The organism is Thalassobaculum sp. OXR-137 (assembly GCF_034377285.1).
In the GTDB taxonomy this organism is placed as follows: Bacteria; Pseudomonadota; Alphaproteobacteria; order Thalassobaculales; family Thalassobaculaceae; genus Thalassobaculum.
In genome coordinates this window covers 2,340,745-2,356,579 of the sequence record NZ_CP139715.1, presented here as the reverse complement: position 1 = coordinate 2,356,579, position 15,835 = coordinate 2,340,745, and the positions used below count along the sequence as shown (strand labels likewise).

Sequence of the window (15,835 nt, the reverse complement as noted above, 5' to 3'; positions counted from 1 at the left end):
GGTTCAGGCGAACAGGTCGAACAGGGTGTCGGCGAAGGCACGGGGGCCGACGGCGGTCGATTCCCGCAGGTACAGCAGCAGATCCAGCTCGGGCAGCTCCGGCAATCCAGCCACTTTGCCCACGTTCCGAAGGTTCGGCCCCACGGCGCTCGCCGGCATGATGGTCACCGCGATCCCGGCCGTCACCGCCGCGCTGAGCCCGAGAGAATTGGCGCTGCTGTAGACCAGACGGTAGTCCCGCCCGGCAGCCTCCAACAGCCGAAGCACCGCATCGCGATAGACGCAGCCCGGGGCGAAGAGAGCCAGGGGCAGCGGCTCGCGGGCCTCGGCCTCCGCGTCGGCGGCGGCGACCCAGACCAGCGGTTCGCGCCACAGCAGCCGCCCGCCCTCATGGCCGCAGGGCTGGGTGACCAGGGCGAGGTCGATCTTGCCGTCCTCCAGATCCGCCAGCGCCTCCCAGCTCCGCCCGCAGGTCATCTCCACCTGGACCAGAGGGCAGCGTTCGGCGAAGGCGCGCAGGATCCGGCTGACATAGATCATCGAGGTGTCGGTCACGCCGACGCGGACCTTGCCGGTGCGCGCGCCACGGTCGAGCGATCCCAGCGCCTCGTCGTTCAGCCGCAGCAAGCGGCGGGCATAGGAGAGCAGATGCGCCCCGTCGGGGGTCAGCTCGACCCGCCGGCGCGTGCGCGACAGGATGTGGCAGCCCGTGAGCTCCTCCAGCCGCTTCATCTGCATGCTGACGGCGGACTGGCCCCGGTTCAGCCGCTCCGCCGCCCGGGTGAAGCTGCGGGTCTCGGCGACCAGCACGAAAGCCCGCAAGACATCCAGGTCCAGGCTGCGCAGGGACTCGCCCAGGGTGGCGGGCGCCATCGGGGTTTTAACATCATTTTTCATGATAAATTCATCAGTTTAATTCGTTTCCAGAATGTTAGGCCCCTGGCTACCGTCGCGCCATCGCAAACCGAGCGGAGTGACCCGCGATGGCCCTCAGGCTTCTGATTCTCGTTCTGTGCACCGGCGCCATCATGGGCATCGCCGTCGGCTTCCGGCAGGGGCTGGGCCTCTATCTGCCCTTCGTCAGCGAAGGCCTCGGCGGGCGGGAGACCTTCGCCCTGGCCATGGGACTCATGAACCTGTTCTGGGGGCTGGGCGCGCCGGTGGCCGGCGCCATCGCCGACCGCTTCGGGCCCGGTCGGGTCGCCGCGGTCGGCGGTCTGACCTATGCCCTCGGTCTGTGGCTGATGATGCTGGGCGATGCCGACACCTTGCTGGCAAGCGGCGTGATGATCGGCCTGGGGCTGAGCGGCACCGGCTTCACCGTCCTGCTCGGCGCCGTCGGACGGGCGGCACCCCCGGAGCAGCGCGGCAAGGCGCTGGGCCTGGCCTCAATGGGCGGCTCGCTCGGCCAGTTCCTCGCCCTGCCCTATGTGCATTTCCTGATCGAGGGCACCGGCTGGCAGACCAGCCTGCTGATCCTGGCGGCGTCGGCCCTGCTGATCGTCCCGCTGGCCTCGGGCACCGCCGGCCGTCCGGTCGACACCCCGGGCGGGCAGAGCATGAGCGCCGCCTTCTCCCAAGCCCTGAGGTCGCGCGACTTCTGGCTGCTGAATGCCGGGTTCTTCGTCTGCGGCTTCCATCTGGCCTTCGTCGCGGTGCACCTACCGGCCTATCTGTCCGACCGCGGCTTCGAGCCGTGGCTGGGCGCGGCGGCGCTGACGGTGATCGGCTTCGCCAATATCCTGGGCAGCTACGCCTTCGGCGCCCTGGGCGACCGGTACCGCAAGAAGAACGTCCTGGGCGTGCTGTACCTGATCCGGGCGGCGGTCTTTGCCGGCTTCCTGGTCCTGCCGATCACGCCGCCTCTGGTTCTGGTGCTATCCGGCCTGCTCGGTCTCACGTGGCTCGGTACATTGCCGCTGACCAGCGGGCTCGTCGGCGCGATCTTCGGCATCCGCTACATGTCGATGATGTTCGGGCTGGTCTTCGTCGGCCACCAGATCGGCGGCTTTCTCGGCGCCTGGATGGGGGGCATCGCCTTCGACGCCTTCCAGTCCTACGACGTCATGTGGGGATTGAGCGTCACCCTTGGCGTGCTGTCGGCCGCCCTGCACTGGCCGATCCGCGAGGCCCGACCGTCGGCGGCATAGGCCGCCGGAGCCGAGCCCTACTGGGCCGACTGCGCCGCCCGGATTTCCTGCTCGCGCCGCCGGCGGGCGACCTCGAGCAGACGGACTCGGCGACGCTGGGCGCGGGCCTCCAGCAGGCGCTCAATCACCCGGCCGAGAAAGTAGCCGACCGGAAGACCGACGATCATGAACGGGATCGATCCGACGAAGATCGCCACCGTTCCGTCGCCGAGGGCGTAGACGAAATCCTTGATGTGATCGGCGTCCTTGAACTCGACCAGGCTGGCGCAGGTCATCGCCTGACAGCCGATCCAGTAATAGAACGTGTAGGTCGGCACCATCGTCAGCGGGTTGACCACCAACGACCCGACCAGGGCGATCACCCAGTCGAACATGGCCGGGCGCCAGAACCGGTTGCAGAGGAAGGCGATGAGGAAGCACATCACCGCCTGCAGACCGACGGTCGGGGAGAATCCGACCGCCATGCCCATGCACATGGAACGGGAGATCACGCCGGGCGACATGCTGGTCCGGCGCCACTGACGCAGGATCTTCCCCACCATTTTCACCTGCAATCGACGCACGCGCTTTCCCCGGACTTCACATCGCTGGCGAACCTATATTTGCGGTCCGCCCGAAACAACCTTATCCAAGCATTTATGTCGAACTCGTAAATCCGGTACGATGAAGCGCGTGTTTGGGATCGCCGGCTGGTCCGGCAGTGGGAAGACCACGCTCCTTCGGGCACTGATTCCGGTGCTTTGCGAACGTGGGGCTACCGTGTCGACAATCAAGCATGCTCATCACGATTTCGATATCGACCGTCCAGGCAAGGACAGCTACCTGCACCGCACCGCCGGCGCGCACGAAGTTATGATCGGGTCGGCCCACCGTTTCGCCCTGATGCACGAGCTGCGGGGCGGGCCGGAGCCCACGCTGAACGACCTGGTCGAGCGGTTGGCTCCCGTCGACATCGTGCTGGTGGAGGGGTTCAAGTTCGATCCGATCCCCAAGCTGGAAGTGCATCGCCCCGCCCTCGGCAAGTCACCGATCTGGCCGGACGATCCCCATATCGTCGCCGTCGCCACCGATGTCCCGCTGGCCGAATGCCCGCTTCCGGCCTTCGACCTCAAGGACACCGCCTCGATCGCCTCCATGGTGATGGAAGCCGCGGCAGGACTGGAGGTGGCGCGATGACGCGGCTGGCCGACGACTGCTTCGCCGCCGATCCCACCCCGCTCACCGTGGAAGCGGCCCTGGAGCGGATCCGGGACCGGTTGCGGCCGATGACCGGCACCGAAACCGTCGCCCTGGATGCGGCACTGGACCGGGTTCTGGCCGAGGATGTCGTGTCTCCGCTGGATGTCCCGCCCCACGACAATGCCGCCGTCGACGGCTACGCGGTGCGATCGGTCGACCTGCCCTCCGCGGGCGGCGAACTGCCCCTGGCGGGCCGTGTGGCCGCGGGCCATCCGCTGTCGGCTGAGCCTCCGCCGGGCACGGCGGTCCGCATCTTCACCGGCGCTCCGGTACCCGACGGGTTCGACACGGTGGTCATGCAGGAGGACTGCATCGCCGGCGGGGATCGCGTCCGGCTCCCCGCCGGTGCGCGCGCCGGTGCGAATGTCCGCCGCCAGGGCGAGGACGTGACGCGCGGCGCGGTGACGCTCGCCGCCGGTCGGCGCCTCGGCCCCGGCGATCTCGGCCTCGCCGCCTCGATCGGCCGCACCGCGCTGACGGTTCGCGCCCGGCTGCGGGTGGCGCTCGCCTCCACCGGCGACGAGGTGACCGAACCGGGGGAAGAGCTGCGCCCCGGCGCGGTGTTCGACGCCAACCGGCACACGGTGAAGGCCCTGCTCGCCCGGCTCGGCTGTACGGTGACCGATCTGGGTATCCTGGAAGACGACGCCGGCACCATCGCCCGATCCCTGTCGGAGGCGGCCGACGATCACGACGTGATCATGACCTCCGGCGGCGTGTCGGCCGGGGAGGAAGACCACGTCCGGGCCGCCGTCGCCGCCCATGGGCGGATCGATGCCTGGCGGCTGTCGGTCAAGCCGGGGCGGCCGGTCGCCCTGGGGGTCGTCGGCGGGCGCGCCTTCATCGGTCTGCCCGGCAACCCGGTCGCCGCTGTCGTCGCCTTCGTCACCTTGGCCCGGCCGGTCCTGCTGGCCCTGTCGGGGGCGGACGTATCCGCCCCGCCCCGCTACCCCGTGACGGCGGGCTTCGACCATGCGAAAAAGCCCGGGCGGCGCGAATTCCTGCGGGTGCGCCTGGAGCCGGGCCAGGGATCGGATCGGGCGCCGGTGGCCGTGAAGGCGGGGCCCGACGGCTCCGGCATCCTGTCGGCGCTTGCCGCCGCCGACGGCCTGATCGACCTGGCCGAGGGCTCCCCGGGGCTGGCGGTCGGGGACATGGCCGCCTATCTGCCGTTCAACGAGGTGATGCGATGAAACTGATGTATTTCGCCTGGGTGCGCCAGCGCATCGGCAGCGCCAGCGAGACCGTGGAGGCCCCGGCCGAGGCGGCCACCGTCGGGCAGCTCGTCGACTGGCTGAAGACCCGCGGCCCCGGTTACGCGGAGGCCTTCAAGGACACCCGGGCCATCCGCTATGCGGTGAACCAGGAATATGTCGAGCCCGACCACCCGGTGGCGGCCGGCGACGAGGTGGCGTTCTTCCCGCCGGTGACCGGGGGCTGACCATGGCCGTCCGCGTCCAGGAAGAGGATTTCGACATTGGCCGGGAACTGGCCGCGCTCACCGCCGGCAACCACGCCATCGGCGGGCTCGGCGTCTTCGTCGGCCTGGTCCGCGACATCGCCGGCGGCCAGTCCGTCAGCGCCATGTCGCTGGAGCACTATCCCGGCATGACCGAGCGGCAGTTGGAGGAGATCGAGCGCGAGGCCCGGGCCCGCTGGCCGCTGGATGCCACCCTGATCATCCACCGGGTCGGCGACCTCGCGCCGGGGGACAACATCGTGCTGGTCGCCTGCGCCTCCGCCCACCGGCAGGCCGCGCTGGACGCGACCGGCTTCCTCATCGACTGGCTGAAGACCAAGGCGCCGTTCTGGAAGCGCGAGGACACCCCGGACGGCGCGCGCTGGGTCGATGCGCGCGAGGCCGACGACGAGGCCGCAGCCCGCTGGGGGTGACCCACCGGATGGCCGATTGCCAGCCCGCTTCTCTCCACCGATGATCGGTCGACAGAACCGACGGTTGAGGAGAGACGCATGCGCATTGCGGCAATCGCGGATATTCACGGAAACCACCTGGCGCTGGAGGCGGTGCTGGCGGATATCGCCCGGATCGGGGTCGATCTGACCGTCAACCTGGGCGACCACCTGAGCTCGCCCCTGGAGGCGGGGAAGACGGCCGACCTGCTGCTGGCCAACGAGATGATCTCCATCCGTGGCAACCACGACCGCTGGATCCTGGAGAAGACGCCGGAGGAGATGGGAAAGTCGGATCGCTGGGCCCACAGCCAGCTCACCGAGGCCCATTTGGACTGGCTGTCCGCCCTGCCCGCGACCCGCCTCGTGGAGGACCGGATCTTCCTGTGTCACGGCACGCCGAGCGACGACAACACCTACTGGCTGGAGCGGGTTCTGGACGGCGGCATGGCCATGAACCGGCTGCAGGCCATCGAGGCGGAGGCGGCCGGGATCGACTGTCCGCTGCTGCTCTGCGCCCACAGCCACATCCCACGGGCGGTGCGCCTGTCGGACGGGCGCATGGTGGTGAACCCGGGCAGTGTGGGCTGCCCCGGCTACGAGGATCCGACGCCGCCGACTCCGCACACCATGCAGGCGGGCACGCCGGACGCCGCCTACGCGATCCTGGAGGAGGCGGGCGGCCGCTGGACCGTCAGCTTCCGGCAGGTGCCCTACGACAACATGGCCATGTCCCGCCTCGCCGCCGAACGCGGCAACAAGGCCTGGGCCAGCGCGCTGGAAAGCGGCTGGGTTCGGTAGAGCCGTCATCCTGACGCAAGTCAGGACCTGCGGTGCACAGTCGACGGAGCTTGATCCTGATTTGCATCAGGATGACGGGATAGGGTGACTGAATCGAAACGGCCCCCTCCCGATCGGGAGAGGGCCGCGGTCTCGTACGATGGAGGCCGGGTCTAGTCGACCAGTTCCTCCACCTTGCCGGTGTCCTTGCCGCCGCCGCCCTTGCGGCCCTTGGCCTTGGTCGGCTTGCCGGGTTTCTCCGGGGTCGGCTCGTCGTCGAAGTCGAAGGCGAGCTTGCCGTCGACCAGACCGATGCGCACCACCCCGCCCTTGACCAGACGGCCGAACAGCAGTTCCTCGGCCAGCGGCTTCTTGATGTGCTCCTGGATGATCCGGGAGAGCGGCCGCGCGCCGTAGAGCCGGTCGTAGCCCTTCTCGCCGAGCCAGGCACGCGCCTGGGCGCTCGCCTCGATGGTCACGCCGCGATCCGCGAGCTGGGCCTCGAGCTGGATCAGGAACTTGTCCACGACCCGGCTGATGATCTCCTGACCCAGCGGCTTGAAGCCGACGATGGCGTCGAGACGGTTGCGGAACTCCGGCGTGAACATCCGGTTGATCGCCTCGGTGTCGTCGCCCTCGCGCTGCGACCGCGCGAAGCCGACGGCCTCCTTGGCGAGATCGGCGGCGCCCGCGTTCGTGGTCATGATCAGGATCACGTTGCGGAAGTCGACGTTCTTGCCGTTGTGATCGGTCAGCTTGCCGTGGTCCATGACCTGCAGCAGGACGTTGAACAGGTCCGGATGGGCCTTCTCGATCTCGTCGAGCAGCAGGACGCAGTGCGGATGCTGGTCGATCTGGTCGGTCAGCAGACCGCCCTGGTCGAAGCCGACATAGCCCGGCGGCGCGCCGATCAGACGGCTCACCGAATGCCGTTCCATGTACTCGGACATGTCGAAGCGGATCAGATCCACGCCCATGATCAGGGCGAGTTGCCGGGCCACCTCGGTCTTGCCGACGCCGGTCGGGCCGGAGAACAGGTAGTTGCCGATCGGCTTGTCGGCGTCGCGCAGGCCGGCACGGGCCAGCTTGATCGCCGTCGACAGGGAGGAGATCGCCTCGTCCTGACCGAACACCACCGTCTTCAGATCGCGCTCCAGATTGGCGAGCACGGTCTTGTCGTCGGTCGACACGCTTTTCGGCGGGATGCGGGCGATCTTGGCGACGATGTCCTCGACCTCCTTCACGCCGATGGTCTTACGGCGCTTGGACGGCGAGACCAGCATCTGGGCCGCCCCAACCTCGTCGATCACGTCGATCGCCTTATCCGGCAGCTTGCGGTCGCCGATGTACTTCGCCGACAGCTCCACCGCCGTCTTCAGCGCCTCGTTGGTGTAGCGGACCTTGTGATGCTCCTCGTAGTAGGGCTTCAGGCCCTTGAGGATCTTGATCGAATCCGCGATCGACGGCTCGTTGACGTCGATCTTCTGGAACCGGCGCACCAGGGCGCGGTCCTTCTCGAAGTAGCTGCGGTATTCCTTGTAGGTGGTCGAGCCGATGCAACGCAGGCCGCCCGACTGCAGTGCCGGCTTCAGCAGGTTGGAGGCGTCCATCGCCCCGCCGCTGGTCGCCCCGGCGCCGATCACCGTGTGGATCTCGTCGATGAACAGGACCGCGTGCGGGTTCTGCTCCAGCTCGTTGACCACCGCCTTCAGCCGCTCCTCGAAATCGCCGCGGTAGCGCGTACCGGCAAGCAGCGCGCCCATATCGAGGGAGAAGATCTGGGCGTCGATGAGCACTTCCGGCACGTCGCCGTCGACGATGCGCTTGGCCAGACCCTCGGCGATGGCGGTCTTGCCCACGCCCGGGTCGCCCACATAGAGCGGGTTGTTCTTGGTCCGGCGGCACAGGATCTGGATCGTCCGCTCGACCTCGTGCTCGCGGCCGATCAGCGGGTCGATCTTGCCCGAGGCAGCCTTCTTGTTCAGGTCCACGCAATAGGCGTCGAGCGCCTCATGGCCCTGCTTGTTGACCTGCTCACCCTTCGACTCCTCCTCGGCCCCGTCGACCGAGCGCTTCGGCTCGGCCTGCTGCTGGCCGTGGACCTTGGCGATGCCGTGGCTGATGTAGCTCACCGCGTCGAAGCGGGTCATCTCCTGCTCCTGCAGGAAGAACACCGCATGGCTCTCCCGCTCGGACAGCAGGGCGACCAGCACGTTGGCGCCGGTGACCTCTTCGCGGCCGGAAGACTGCACATGAATCACGGCGCGCTGAACCACGCGCTGGAATCCGGCGGTCGGCTTGGCTTCCTCGAGCGCACTGCCGACCAGGCCGTTGAGCTCGGTGTCGATATAGGTGATCAGATCGTCACGCAGTTTGGTGACGTCCACACCGCAGGCCTTGAGAACGGCGAGCGCATCCTGATCGTCCGTCAGCGAGAGCAGCAGGTGCTCCAGCGTGGCGTACTCATGGCGCTTCTCGTTCGCGAGACCGAGGGCGCGGTGCAGGCTCTCTTCGAGGTTCTTCGACAGCATGTCGTCAATCTTTCTCCAAGGTGCACTGCAAAGGATGGTGATGCTGACGCGCGAAGTCCATGACCTGAGTGACCTTGGTCTCGGCCACCTCGTATGTGAAGACTCCGCACACCCCCACCCCGCGCTGGTGTACGTGCAGCATGATGCGGGTCGCTTCTTCTCGATTCTTGTTAAAGAATCTCTCCAACACGTGAACGACGAACTCCATCGGCGTGTAGTCGTCGTTCAGCATGATGACCTTGTACATCGACGGTTTTTTGGTCTTAGGACGCGTCTTTACGACCACGCCGGTGTTGGTGCCGTTCCCGTTTCCGCGATCGTCGTCACTCATTCTGAACCCGTGGGCGTCTGGTGATATCCCCGGCGATCGGCGACCGCCGGCCACCGAGATATGGGCGACCGTCGAACCGCGCAGGCGCCGCCGCTCTCTGGAGAATATGAGATTCATCCGGCCGGGGGGAAGGGGGTGCCGTGGGAACCGGACCAATTCGCTTCAGACCGGACCGAAAACCCCGCTGCAAGGGTGGCCCGGAACGCGCGGAGGCCCGGTCGATTGCCGACCGGGCCTCCCATGCGAAACAGATATCGGCGAGCGCGGTCATCGCGCTCGGGCAGCCGTCAGGCGGCGACCTTCGAGATGCTGACGACGGTCTCGTCGACGCGGGCCTTGATCGGCTCGATCGCCTCGTTGGCGGTCTTCACGGACATCTCGGAGAGCTTGGTGCTCTCGGCGACGAAGCTGTCGAAGGAGGACTTGGCGAAGTCGTTCTGGAGATCGACGATCTCGTTCACGCTCTTCGCGCCCATAACCTTCTTGGAGAAGTCGACGCCGGCATCGACCGAGCTTTGGGTGTAGGAGAACCAGGCCTTGGACACGTCCTCGAAACCCTTGGTCATGATGCCGAAGGACTTGTTGAAGGCGTCGTAGTTGGCCTGCGAGTAGGTGGCGAACTCGTCGTAGCCCTTGAACGCGGCGGCCGAAGCCTTCTCCATGTTCTCCTTGGCGACGGTAACGGCCTGCTCGAAATTCTTCTGGCCGGTTTCGTGCGTCAGCTTGGTCATCTTTTCCATGGTCTCCTTACCAGCGGCGACGGCTGCGTCGACCGGCGTGGCACTGCTTGCAGTGGTTTTCTTGGTGGTCATTTCTCTCTCCATTCGGTCGAATGCGCGTCGCGACCCGGATACGGGGATCCGGAATTGTGCATCGCAACATGACGGATATGTAGGGAGTACGATGGACGGGTCAAGGGATTTTTTGTGCACTGCACAATAATCTTCCGCGTTGCACCAAAACCATTGGCCGAACACAGAGAGCCCTCAGCAAAGTCGTAAACCTGAATCAATCGGTTATGGACAGAAGCTAATCCAGCGTCTAGGGTAGGGTTCGTTGATTAGGTGGTCGCAGCGTCGACCCCAGTTCCGTTCGAGCCCCAGCCCAAACGGCAATGGAGTGCACGCATGCGGCGGATCGGTCAGGTATTGGCAATACCGTTCCTTGTCCTCGGTCTTCTGGCCGGGTTGACCACCATGCCGGCCATGGCAGCCACCAAGTACGCGGCCCTCGTCCTCGACGTGGAGAGCGGCAAGGTCCTGTTCGCCCGTCATCCGGACGAGCAGCGCCATCCGGCCTCGCTCACCAAGATCATGACCCTCTACATGGTGTTCGACGCGCTGGAGAAGGGCAAGCTCTCCCTGAACCAGCGCCTGACCGCCTCCGCCCGCGCCGCCGGCCAGGCCTGTTCCTGCCTCGGCCTGCGCGACGGCGACACCATCCAGGTCCGCGACGCCATCAAGGCGCTCGTCACCAAGTCGGCGAACGACGTCGCCGTCACCGTGGCCGAGGCGCTCGGCGGTACCGAATACCGCTTCGCCGTGTCCATGACGGAGCGGGCCCGCGATCTGGGCATGACCTCCACCCGTTTCATGAACGCGTCCGGCCTGCACGACAGCCGCCAGGTGACGACGGCGCGCGACATGGCCCGGCTGGCCATCGCCATCCGGCGCGACTTCCCGGGTTACTATGGTGAGTTCTCGACCCGCAGCTTCAGCTACAAGGGCCGGACCTACACCAACCACAACAAGCTGCTCGGCCACTACGAGGGCACGGACGGAATCAAGACCGGCTACATCAACGCGTCGGGCTTCAACCTGGTCGCCTCGGTGGTGCGCGACGGATCGCGGCTGATCGGCGTCGTGTTCGGCGGCGAGTCCGGCAGCAAGCGCAACGCGCATATGCGCAACATCCTCACTGACGGGTTCAAACAGGCGGAGAAGATCCGCATCGCCTCGTTCAAGCCGCCCCTCCCGGTCGCCCGGCCGACCATCATGGCGGCCGCCGTGGCCCCGGCGCCCGCGCCGGCTCCGCAGATCATCGCCGCCCTCACCTCGATCCCGGAGGATGTGCCCAGCCGTGGCGACAATCCCGAGGAAGAGGTCGGGTCGCGCGACGATTCCGGTGCCTGGGGCGTGCAGGTCGGCGCCTATTCGACGGAAGTCCGGGCCCAGCGCTCCATCGCCACCGCCCGCGGCCTGCTGCCGGGCCTGCTGAACGAGACCGAGGGCAAGGTCGAGCCGCTGACCAACCGCGACGTGCCGATCTACCGCGCCCGGCTGATCGGCCTGCTGGAGAAGGACGCCCGCTCGGTCTGCCTCGACCTGAAGCGCCGCAAACTGCCCTGCGTTCCGGTGCCCGCCGGCGGCTGAGCCGCCCGGCCGGGTAATCTCGCCGGATCTCTCTCTCAGAAGTCGGGAACGTCGAGTCCGACGGCACGGACCGCGCCGCGCACCTGCTCCTTGAGCCGGTCGAGAGCTTCCGGGCTCTGCGCCTCGCAGCGGGCCACAAGCACATCCTGGGTGTTCGAGGCGCGCAGCAGCCACCAACCGTCGTCCGAGCTCACGCGGACGCCGTCGATGTCGTTGACCGACACGTCGCGTCGGCCGGCGAGCGCGGCCTTCACCTCGGCCACCGCCCCGAACTTGCGCTCTTCGGCACAGGGGAAGCGGATCTCCGGCGTGTTCAGCACGGTCGGCAGATCGTCCCGCCAGGCCGATACCGGCCGGTCCGATCCGGCCACCAGCGCCAACAGCCGCACCGCCGCGTAGAGTGCGTCGTCGAACCCGTAGTAGCGGTCCTTGAAGAACAGGTGACCGCTCATCTCGCCCGCCAGGGGCGCGCCGGTCTCGGCCATCTTGGTCTTGATCAGCGAATGGCCGGTGCGCCACATCAGCGGCACCCCGCCCAGCTCGGCGACCCGGTCGAACAGCACCTGGCTTGCCTTCACGTCGGCGATCACCGTGGCACCGGGGGCGTCGGCCAGGATCTCCGTGGCGTAGATCGCCAGGAGCTGGTCGCCCCAGATTACCCGTCCGGTCTCATCGATCACCCCGATGCGGTCCCCATCGCCGTCGAAGGCGATGCCGAGATCGGCGCCGGCCGCCTCCACCGCCGCCCGCAACCCCTCCAGCGTCTCCGGGACCGTGGGATCGGGATGATGGTTCGGGAAGGTCCCGTCCACTTCGGGATACAGCACCGTGTGGGTCCCCGGCAGAACCTCGGTCAGCGCGGTCACCACGGGGCCGGTCGCCCCGTTGCCGCAATCCCAGACCACCGACAGATCCCGTCCGGCGCGATGGTCCTGCAACAGGCGGGCGACATAGGCCTCCAGCACAGGCGCGGCCTCGACCGACCCCTGCCCCGCGGCAAAGCCGCCGGTGCCGGCGATCTCGCCCAGCCGCTGGATATCGGCCCCGAAGAACGGAGCCGTTCCCAGCATCATCTTGAAGCCGTTGTAATCCGGGGGGTTGTGCGAGCCGGTGATCATGATCCCGCCATCCGTCCCCAGATGGTGAACCGCGAAATACAGGGCCGGGGTGGGGCAGCCGCCCACATCGAGCACGTCGATCCCGGCGGCCCGCAGGCCGGCGATCGTGGCGGCGGCGATCTCCGGCGAGGAGATCCGTCCATCGCGTCCCACGGCGACCCGGCGACCGCCCTTCTCGGCGACGATGGTGCCGAAGGCGCGGCCGAGCGCCTGGGCGTCGGCCGCATGCAGGGTGCTGCCGATCACGCCGCGGACGTCGTATTCGCGCAGGATGGTCGGGTCGAACCGGTGGGAGGCCGTCGCCTGTTCCGCCATGACGCCGGGCCTTAATGCGCGGCTTGACTGGCGGCGGTGCCGGCACGCTCGGTGCCGCGGCCGATGCAGGTATAGGCGAAGCCGGCGGCGCGCATCTCCTGCGGATCGTAGACATTGCGCAGATCGACCATCACCGGTGCCTTCAGCAGCGTCTTGATCCGGTTGATGTCGAGGGCGCGGAACTCGTTCCACTCGGTGACGATGGCGACGGCGTCGGCCCCGTCCATCGCCTCGTAGGCGCTCTGACAGTACTTGATGTCGGGCAGCAGCTTGGCCGCCTCGTTCATGCCTTCGGGGTCGTAGCCGCGCACGGTGGCGCCCGCCTTGATCAGCTCCGGGACGATGTCGAGCGACGGGCTGTCGCGCATGTCGTCGGTGTTCGGCTTGAAGGTCAGGCCGAGCAGGGCGACCGTCTTGCCGGCGACCGACCCGCCGCAGGCGGCGACGATGCGCTCGGCCATCGCCCGCTTGCGCTTGTCGTTCACGTCGACGACGGTCTCGATGATCCGCAGAGGCGAGCCGTAATCCTGGGCCGTCTTGACCAGCGCCAGGGTGTCCTTCGGGAAGCACGAGCCGCCGTAGCCGGGACCCGGGTGCAGGAACTTGCGGCCGATGCGGCCGTCGAGGCCGATGCCCTTGGCCACGTCGTGCACGTCCGCCCCCACCCGCTCGCACAGGTCGGCGATCTCGTTGATGAAGGTGATCTTCGTCGCCAGGAAGGTGTTGGCGGCGTACTTGATCATCTCGCTCGTCTCCAGCTCGGTGAAGACGATCGGGGTCTCGATCAGGAACAGCGGCCGGTAGAGCTGGCGCATCACCTCGCGGGAGCGGTCGCTGCCGGCGCCGATCACCACCCGGTCCGGGCGCATGAAGTCGTTGATCGCAGCACCCTCGCGCAGGAATTCCGGATTGGAGCAGACGTCGAAATCGCCGTCGGGCCGGCGCTCGCGGATGATCCGCTCGACCTCGCGTCCGGTGCCGACCGGGACCGTGGACTTGGTCACGATCACGGTGTAGCCGTCCAGATTGTCGGCGATCTCCGCCGCGGCGGCGTAGACGTAGCTGAGATCGGCATGGCCGTCGCCGCGCCGGCTGGGCGTGCCGACGGCGATGAAGACGGCGTCGCAGCCCTTCATCCCTTCGGCCAGGTTCGTGGTGAAGGAGAGACGGCCCGCCCGGACGTTGTTGGCGACCAGGTCGTCCAGGCCGGGCTCGAAGATCGGGATCTCCCCGGCCTTCAGCCGGCGGATCTTGTCCTCATCCTTGTCGACGCAGACCACGTCCACGCCGAACTCGGAAAAGCATGCGCCGGTGACGAGGCCCACATAGCCCGTGCCGATCATCGCAATGCGCATCGATGTCTCCCCATGCCCCGGGCCCGACGCGGGACGCCGGGCCCACCGCAGATATCAGACGTAGTCTTTCAGGAACGACTTGATGTCGTCGCGCATATCGTCGCGTGCCAGCGCGAACGCGAGGTTCGCCTCCAGGAAGCCGACCTTGTTGCCGCAGTCGAAGCGCTTGCCCTCGAACAGCACGCCGTTGAAGGGCTGCAGGCCGAGCTGGCGGGCCATGGCGTCGGTGAGCTGGATCTCGCCGCCGGCCCCCTTCTCCATGCGGCCCAGATCCTCGAAGACCTTCGGCTGCAGGATGTAGCGGCCGATGACGGCGTAATTGGACGGCGCCTCTTCCGGCTTCGGCTTCTCGACCAGACCGCGGACCTCGACCAGATTGCCGTTCACCTCGCCCGGCGTGACCACGCCATAGGCGGAGATCGCATCGCGCTCGACTTCCATCAGGGCGACCATGTTGCCGCCGACCTGATTATAGGCCTCGATCATCTGCTTCAGGCAGCCCGGTTCGGACAGAATGAGGTCATCGGCGAGCAGGACGGCCACCGGCTCGGAGCCGACGAAGTTGCGGCCGCACCAGACCGCGTGGCCGAGGCCGAGCGGCTCCTGCTGGCGGGTGAAGGCGGTGCTGCCCGGTGCCGGGATGGTGGCGCTGAGCAGCTTCAGCGCATCGTTCTTCTGACGCGAGGTCAGCATATCCTCGAGCTCGTAGGCGACATCGAAGTGGTCCTCGATGGCACTCTTGCCGCGGCCCGTGACGAAGATCAGTTCCTCGATGCCGGCCTCGCGCGCTTCCTCGACCGCGTATTGGATCAGCGGCTTGTCGACAACGGTGAGCATTTCCTTCGGCATCGACTTGGTGGCCGGCAGGAAGCGGGTTCCAAGGCCACCAACAGGGAAAATGGCCTTGCGGACGGGTACAGGCATCGTCTCCTCACAATCGGGATATCAGTTAGACGGGGGTGTGCCTATGAGTTGGGGGGTTATCGCGCAATGCCAAGGTCCGACGCAAGCAAACCCCGCTCACCCCTGCCCGAGCAGCACGTCCTTCGCCAGGTTGATCTGGGTCGCCAGCCAAGAGGATCCGCCCCGGTCCGGGTGATTGGCCCGCATCAGCCGCCGATGGGCCTCGCGGATATCCGCCTCGTTCGCGTCCTCGGCGACGCCCAGGATTTCGCGCGCCCGGGCGGCGGTCATCGCCGACTCGTCGCCTCCTCCCGGCGGCGGCTCGCCGCCGGCCTGCTCCCACATCTCTGGACCCATCCGGTTGAGCCATGCATCGAACACCTGACGGGACTCGGTGTCGCCGTCCAGTTCGTCGGCCAGCGCCGACAGCTCCTGGGGCGACAGCTCCGACAGGTATCGGCCGGCGAAAGGACCCTGCAGCACCTCCCCGTCCATGGCACCGGTGTCGTGGTCGAGAGTCATGGCGAGCCAGCGGGTCCGCACGCCCGTGCTCTGACCCGGCGTGGGGCCCCGCGCCGTCTTGGCGGCATTGCGCATCGCCTGCCAGATGCGCCGGCCGCGGAACAGGAACAGCAGCAGGGGCGGCACCGCCGCCGCGAGCCCCTGCAGACCGCCCCGGAACAGCAGGACCATCGCCAGCGCCCCGGCCAGGACGATGCCCAGCCACTTCGCCGCCTTCAGGATCTTGCGGGGCTCGGCGTTGAGCAGCCAGCGGCCCATCAGCGCGAGGCCGACGATCAGGCACAGCCCGAGAACGACATATTGCACCG

General features: G+C 67.4%; 16 protein-coding genes. 7 read left to right on the top strand and 9 right to left on the bottom strand.

Annotated features, from left to right (window positions below):
* Positions 1-3: 3 nt before the first annotated feature.
* The gene (locus T8K17_RS11025) at positions 4-897 is read right to left on the bottom strand and encodes a LysR family transcriptional regulator (protein ID WP_322334558.1); all 894 of its coding nucleotides are present in this window, start codon (positions 895-897) and stop codon (positions 4-6) included.
* Positions 898-983: 86 nt separating this feature from the next.
* Between T8K17_RS11025 and T8K17_RS11020 the strand changes: the two genes are divergently transcribed.
* Positions 984-2,150 (top strand): MFS transporter, encoded by a 1,167-nt coding sequence (locus T8K17_RS11020; RefSeq protein ID WP_322334557.1) that lies wholly within the window; start codon positions 984-986, stop codon positions 2,148-2,150.
* Between the two features lie 17 nt (positions 2,151-2,167).
* On the opposite strand, the gene T8K17_RS11015 is transcribed toward T8K17_RS11020, so the two are convergent.
* A complete protein-coding gene (locus tag T8K17_RS11015) occupies positions 2,168-2,692 on the bottom strand; it encodes a DUF2062 domain-containing protein (protein WP_322334556.1) in 525 nt (174 codons plus the stop codon).
* 121 nt (positions 2,693-2,813) lie between these two features.
* On the opposite strand from T8K17_RS11015, the gene mobB reads away from it, so the two are divergent.
* From mobB to T8K17_RS10990, 5 genes are all read left to right on the top strand, one after another.
* A complete protein-coding gene (gene mobB, locus T8K17_RS11010) occupies positions 2,814-3,326 on the top strand; it encodes a molybdopterin-guanine dinucleotide biosynthesis protein B (protein ID WP_322334555.1) in 513 nt (170 codons plus the stop codon).
* Positions 3,323-4,582, top strand: coding sequence for a gephyrin-like molybdotransferase Glp (gene glp / locus T8K17_RS11005; protein WP_322334554.1), 1,260 nt, complete (start codon positions 3,323-3,325; stop codon positions 4,580-4,582). The genes mobB and glp overlap by 4 nt, the downstream gene beginning before the upstream one ends.
* On the top strand, positions 4,579-4,830 hold the full coding sequence (gene moaD / locus T8K17_RS11000; RefSeq protein ID WP_322334553.1) for a molybdopterin converting factor subunit 1: 252 nt from the start codon (positions 4,579-4,581) through the stop codon (positions 4,828-4,830). Before glp ends, moaD begins: the two co-directional genes overlap by 4 nt.
* Before the next feature lie 2 nt (positions 4,831-4,832).
* A complete protein-coding gene (gene moaE, locus T8K17_RS10995) occupies positions 4,833-5,282 on the top strand; it encodes a molybdopterin synthase catalytic subunit MoaE (RefSeq protein WP_322334552.1) in 450 nt (149 codons plus the stop codon).
* 78 nt (positions 5,283-5,360) lie between these two features.
* Positions 5,361-6,101, top strand: coding sequence for a metallophosphoesterase family protein (locus T8K17_RS10990; protein WP_322334551.1), 741 nt, complete (start codon positions 5,361-5,363; stop codon positions 6,099-6,101).
* Positions 6,102-6,253: 152 nt separating this feature from the next.
* On the opposite strand, the gene clpA is transcribed toward T8K17_RS10990, so the two are convergent.
* From clpA to T8K17_RS10975, 3 genes are all read right to left on the bottom strand, one after another.
* The gene (clpA, locus tag T8K17_RS10985) at positions 6,254-8,611 is read right to left on the bottom strand and encodes an ATP-dependent Clp protease ATP-binding subunit ClpA (protein ID WP_322334550.1); all 2,358 of its coding nucleotides are present in this window, start codon (positions 8,609-8,611) and stop codon (positions 6,254-6,256) included.
* Positions 8,612-8,615: 4 nt separating this feature from the next.
* Positions 8,616-8,942, bottom strand: a complete 327-nt coding sequence (clpS, locus tag T8K17_RS10980; protein ID WP_028793793.1) for an ATP-dependent Clp protease adapter ClpS — start codon at positions 8,940-8,942, stop codon at positions 8,616-8,618.
* Positions 8,943-9,229: 287 nt separating this feature from the next.
* Entirely contained in the window at positions 9,230-9,754 is a 525-nt protein-coding gene (locus tag T8K17_RS10975; RefSeq protein WP_322334549.1) for a phasin family protein, read from the bottom strand.
* 315 nt (positions 9,755-10,069) lie between these two features.
* Between T8K17_RS10975 and T8K17_RS10970 the strand changes: the two genes are divergently transcribed.
* Complete coding sequence (locus T8K17_RS10970; RefSeq protein WP_322334548.1) at positions 10,070-11,314, top strand: D-alanyl-D-alanine carboxypeptidase family protein; 1,245 nt, start codon at positions 10,070-10,072, stop codon at positions 11,312-11,314.
* 35 nt (positions 11,315-11,349) lie between these two features.
* On the opposite strand, the gene pgmG is transcribed toward T8K17_RS10970, so the two are convergent.
* From pgmG to T8K17_RS10950, 4 genes are all read right to left on the bottom strand, one after another.
* Positions 11,350-12,747: a phosphoglucomutase/phosphomannomutase PgmG gene (gene pgmG / locus T8K17_RS10965; protein ID WP_322334547.1), complete on the bottom strand. Its 1,398-nt coding sequence runs from the start codon at positions 12,745-12,747 to the stop codon at positions 11,350-11,352.
* A gap of 11 nt (positions 12,748-12,758) precedes the next feature.
* Positions 12,759-14,102, bottom strand: coding sequence for a UDP-glucose/GDP-mannose dehydrogenase family protein (locus tag T8K17_RS10960; protein WP_322334546.1), 1,344 nt, complete (start codon positions 14,100-14,102; stop codon positions 12,759-12,761).
* A gap of 54 nt (positions 14,103-14,156) precedes the next feature.
* Positions 14,157-15,026, bottom strand: coding sequence for a UTP--glucose-1-phosphate uridylyltransferase GalU (gene galU, locus T8K17_RS10955; RefSeq protein WP_322334545.1), 870 nt, complete (start codon positions 15,024-15,026; stop codon positions 14,157-14,159).
* A gap of 96 nt (positions 15,027-15,122) precedes the next feature.
* Complete coding sequence (locus tag T8K17_RS10950) at positions 15,123-15,833, bottom strand: hypothetical protein (protein WP_322334544.1); 711 nt, start codon at positions 15,831-15,833, stop codon at positions 15,123-15,125.
* Positions 15,834-15,835 lie beyond the last annotated feature (2 nt).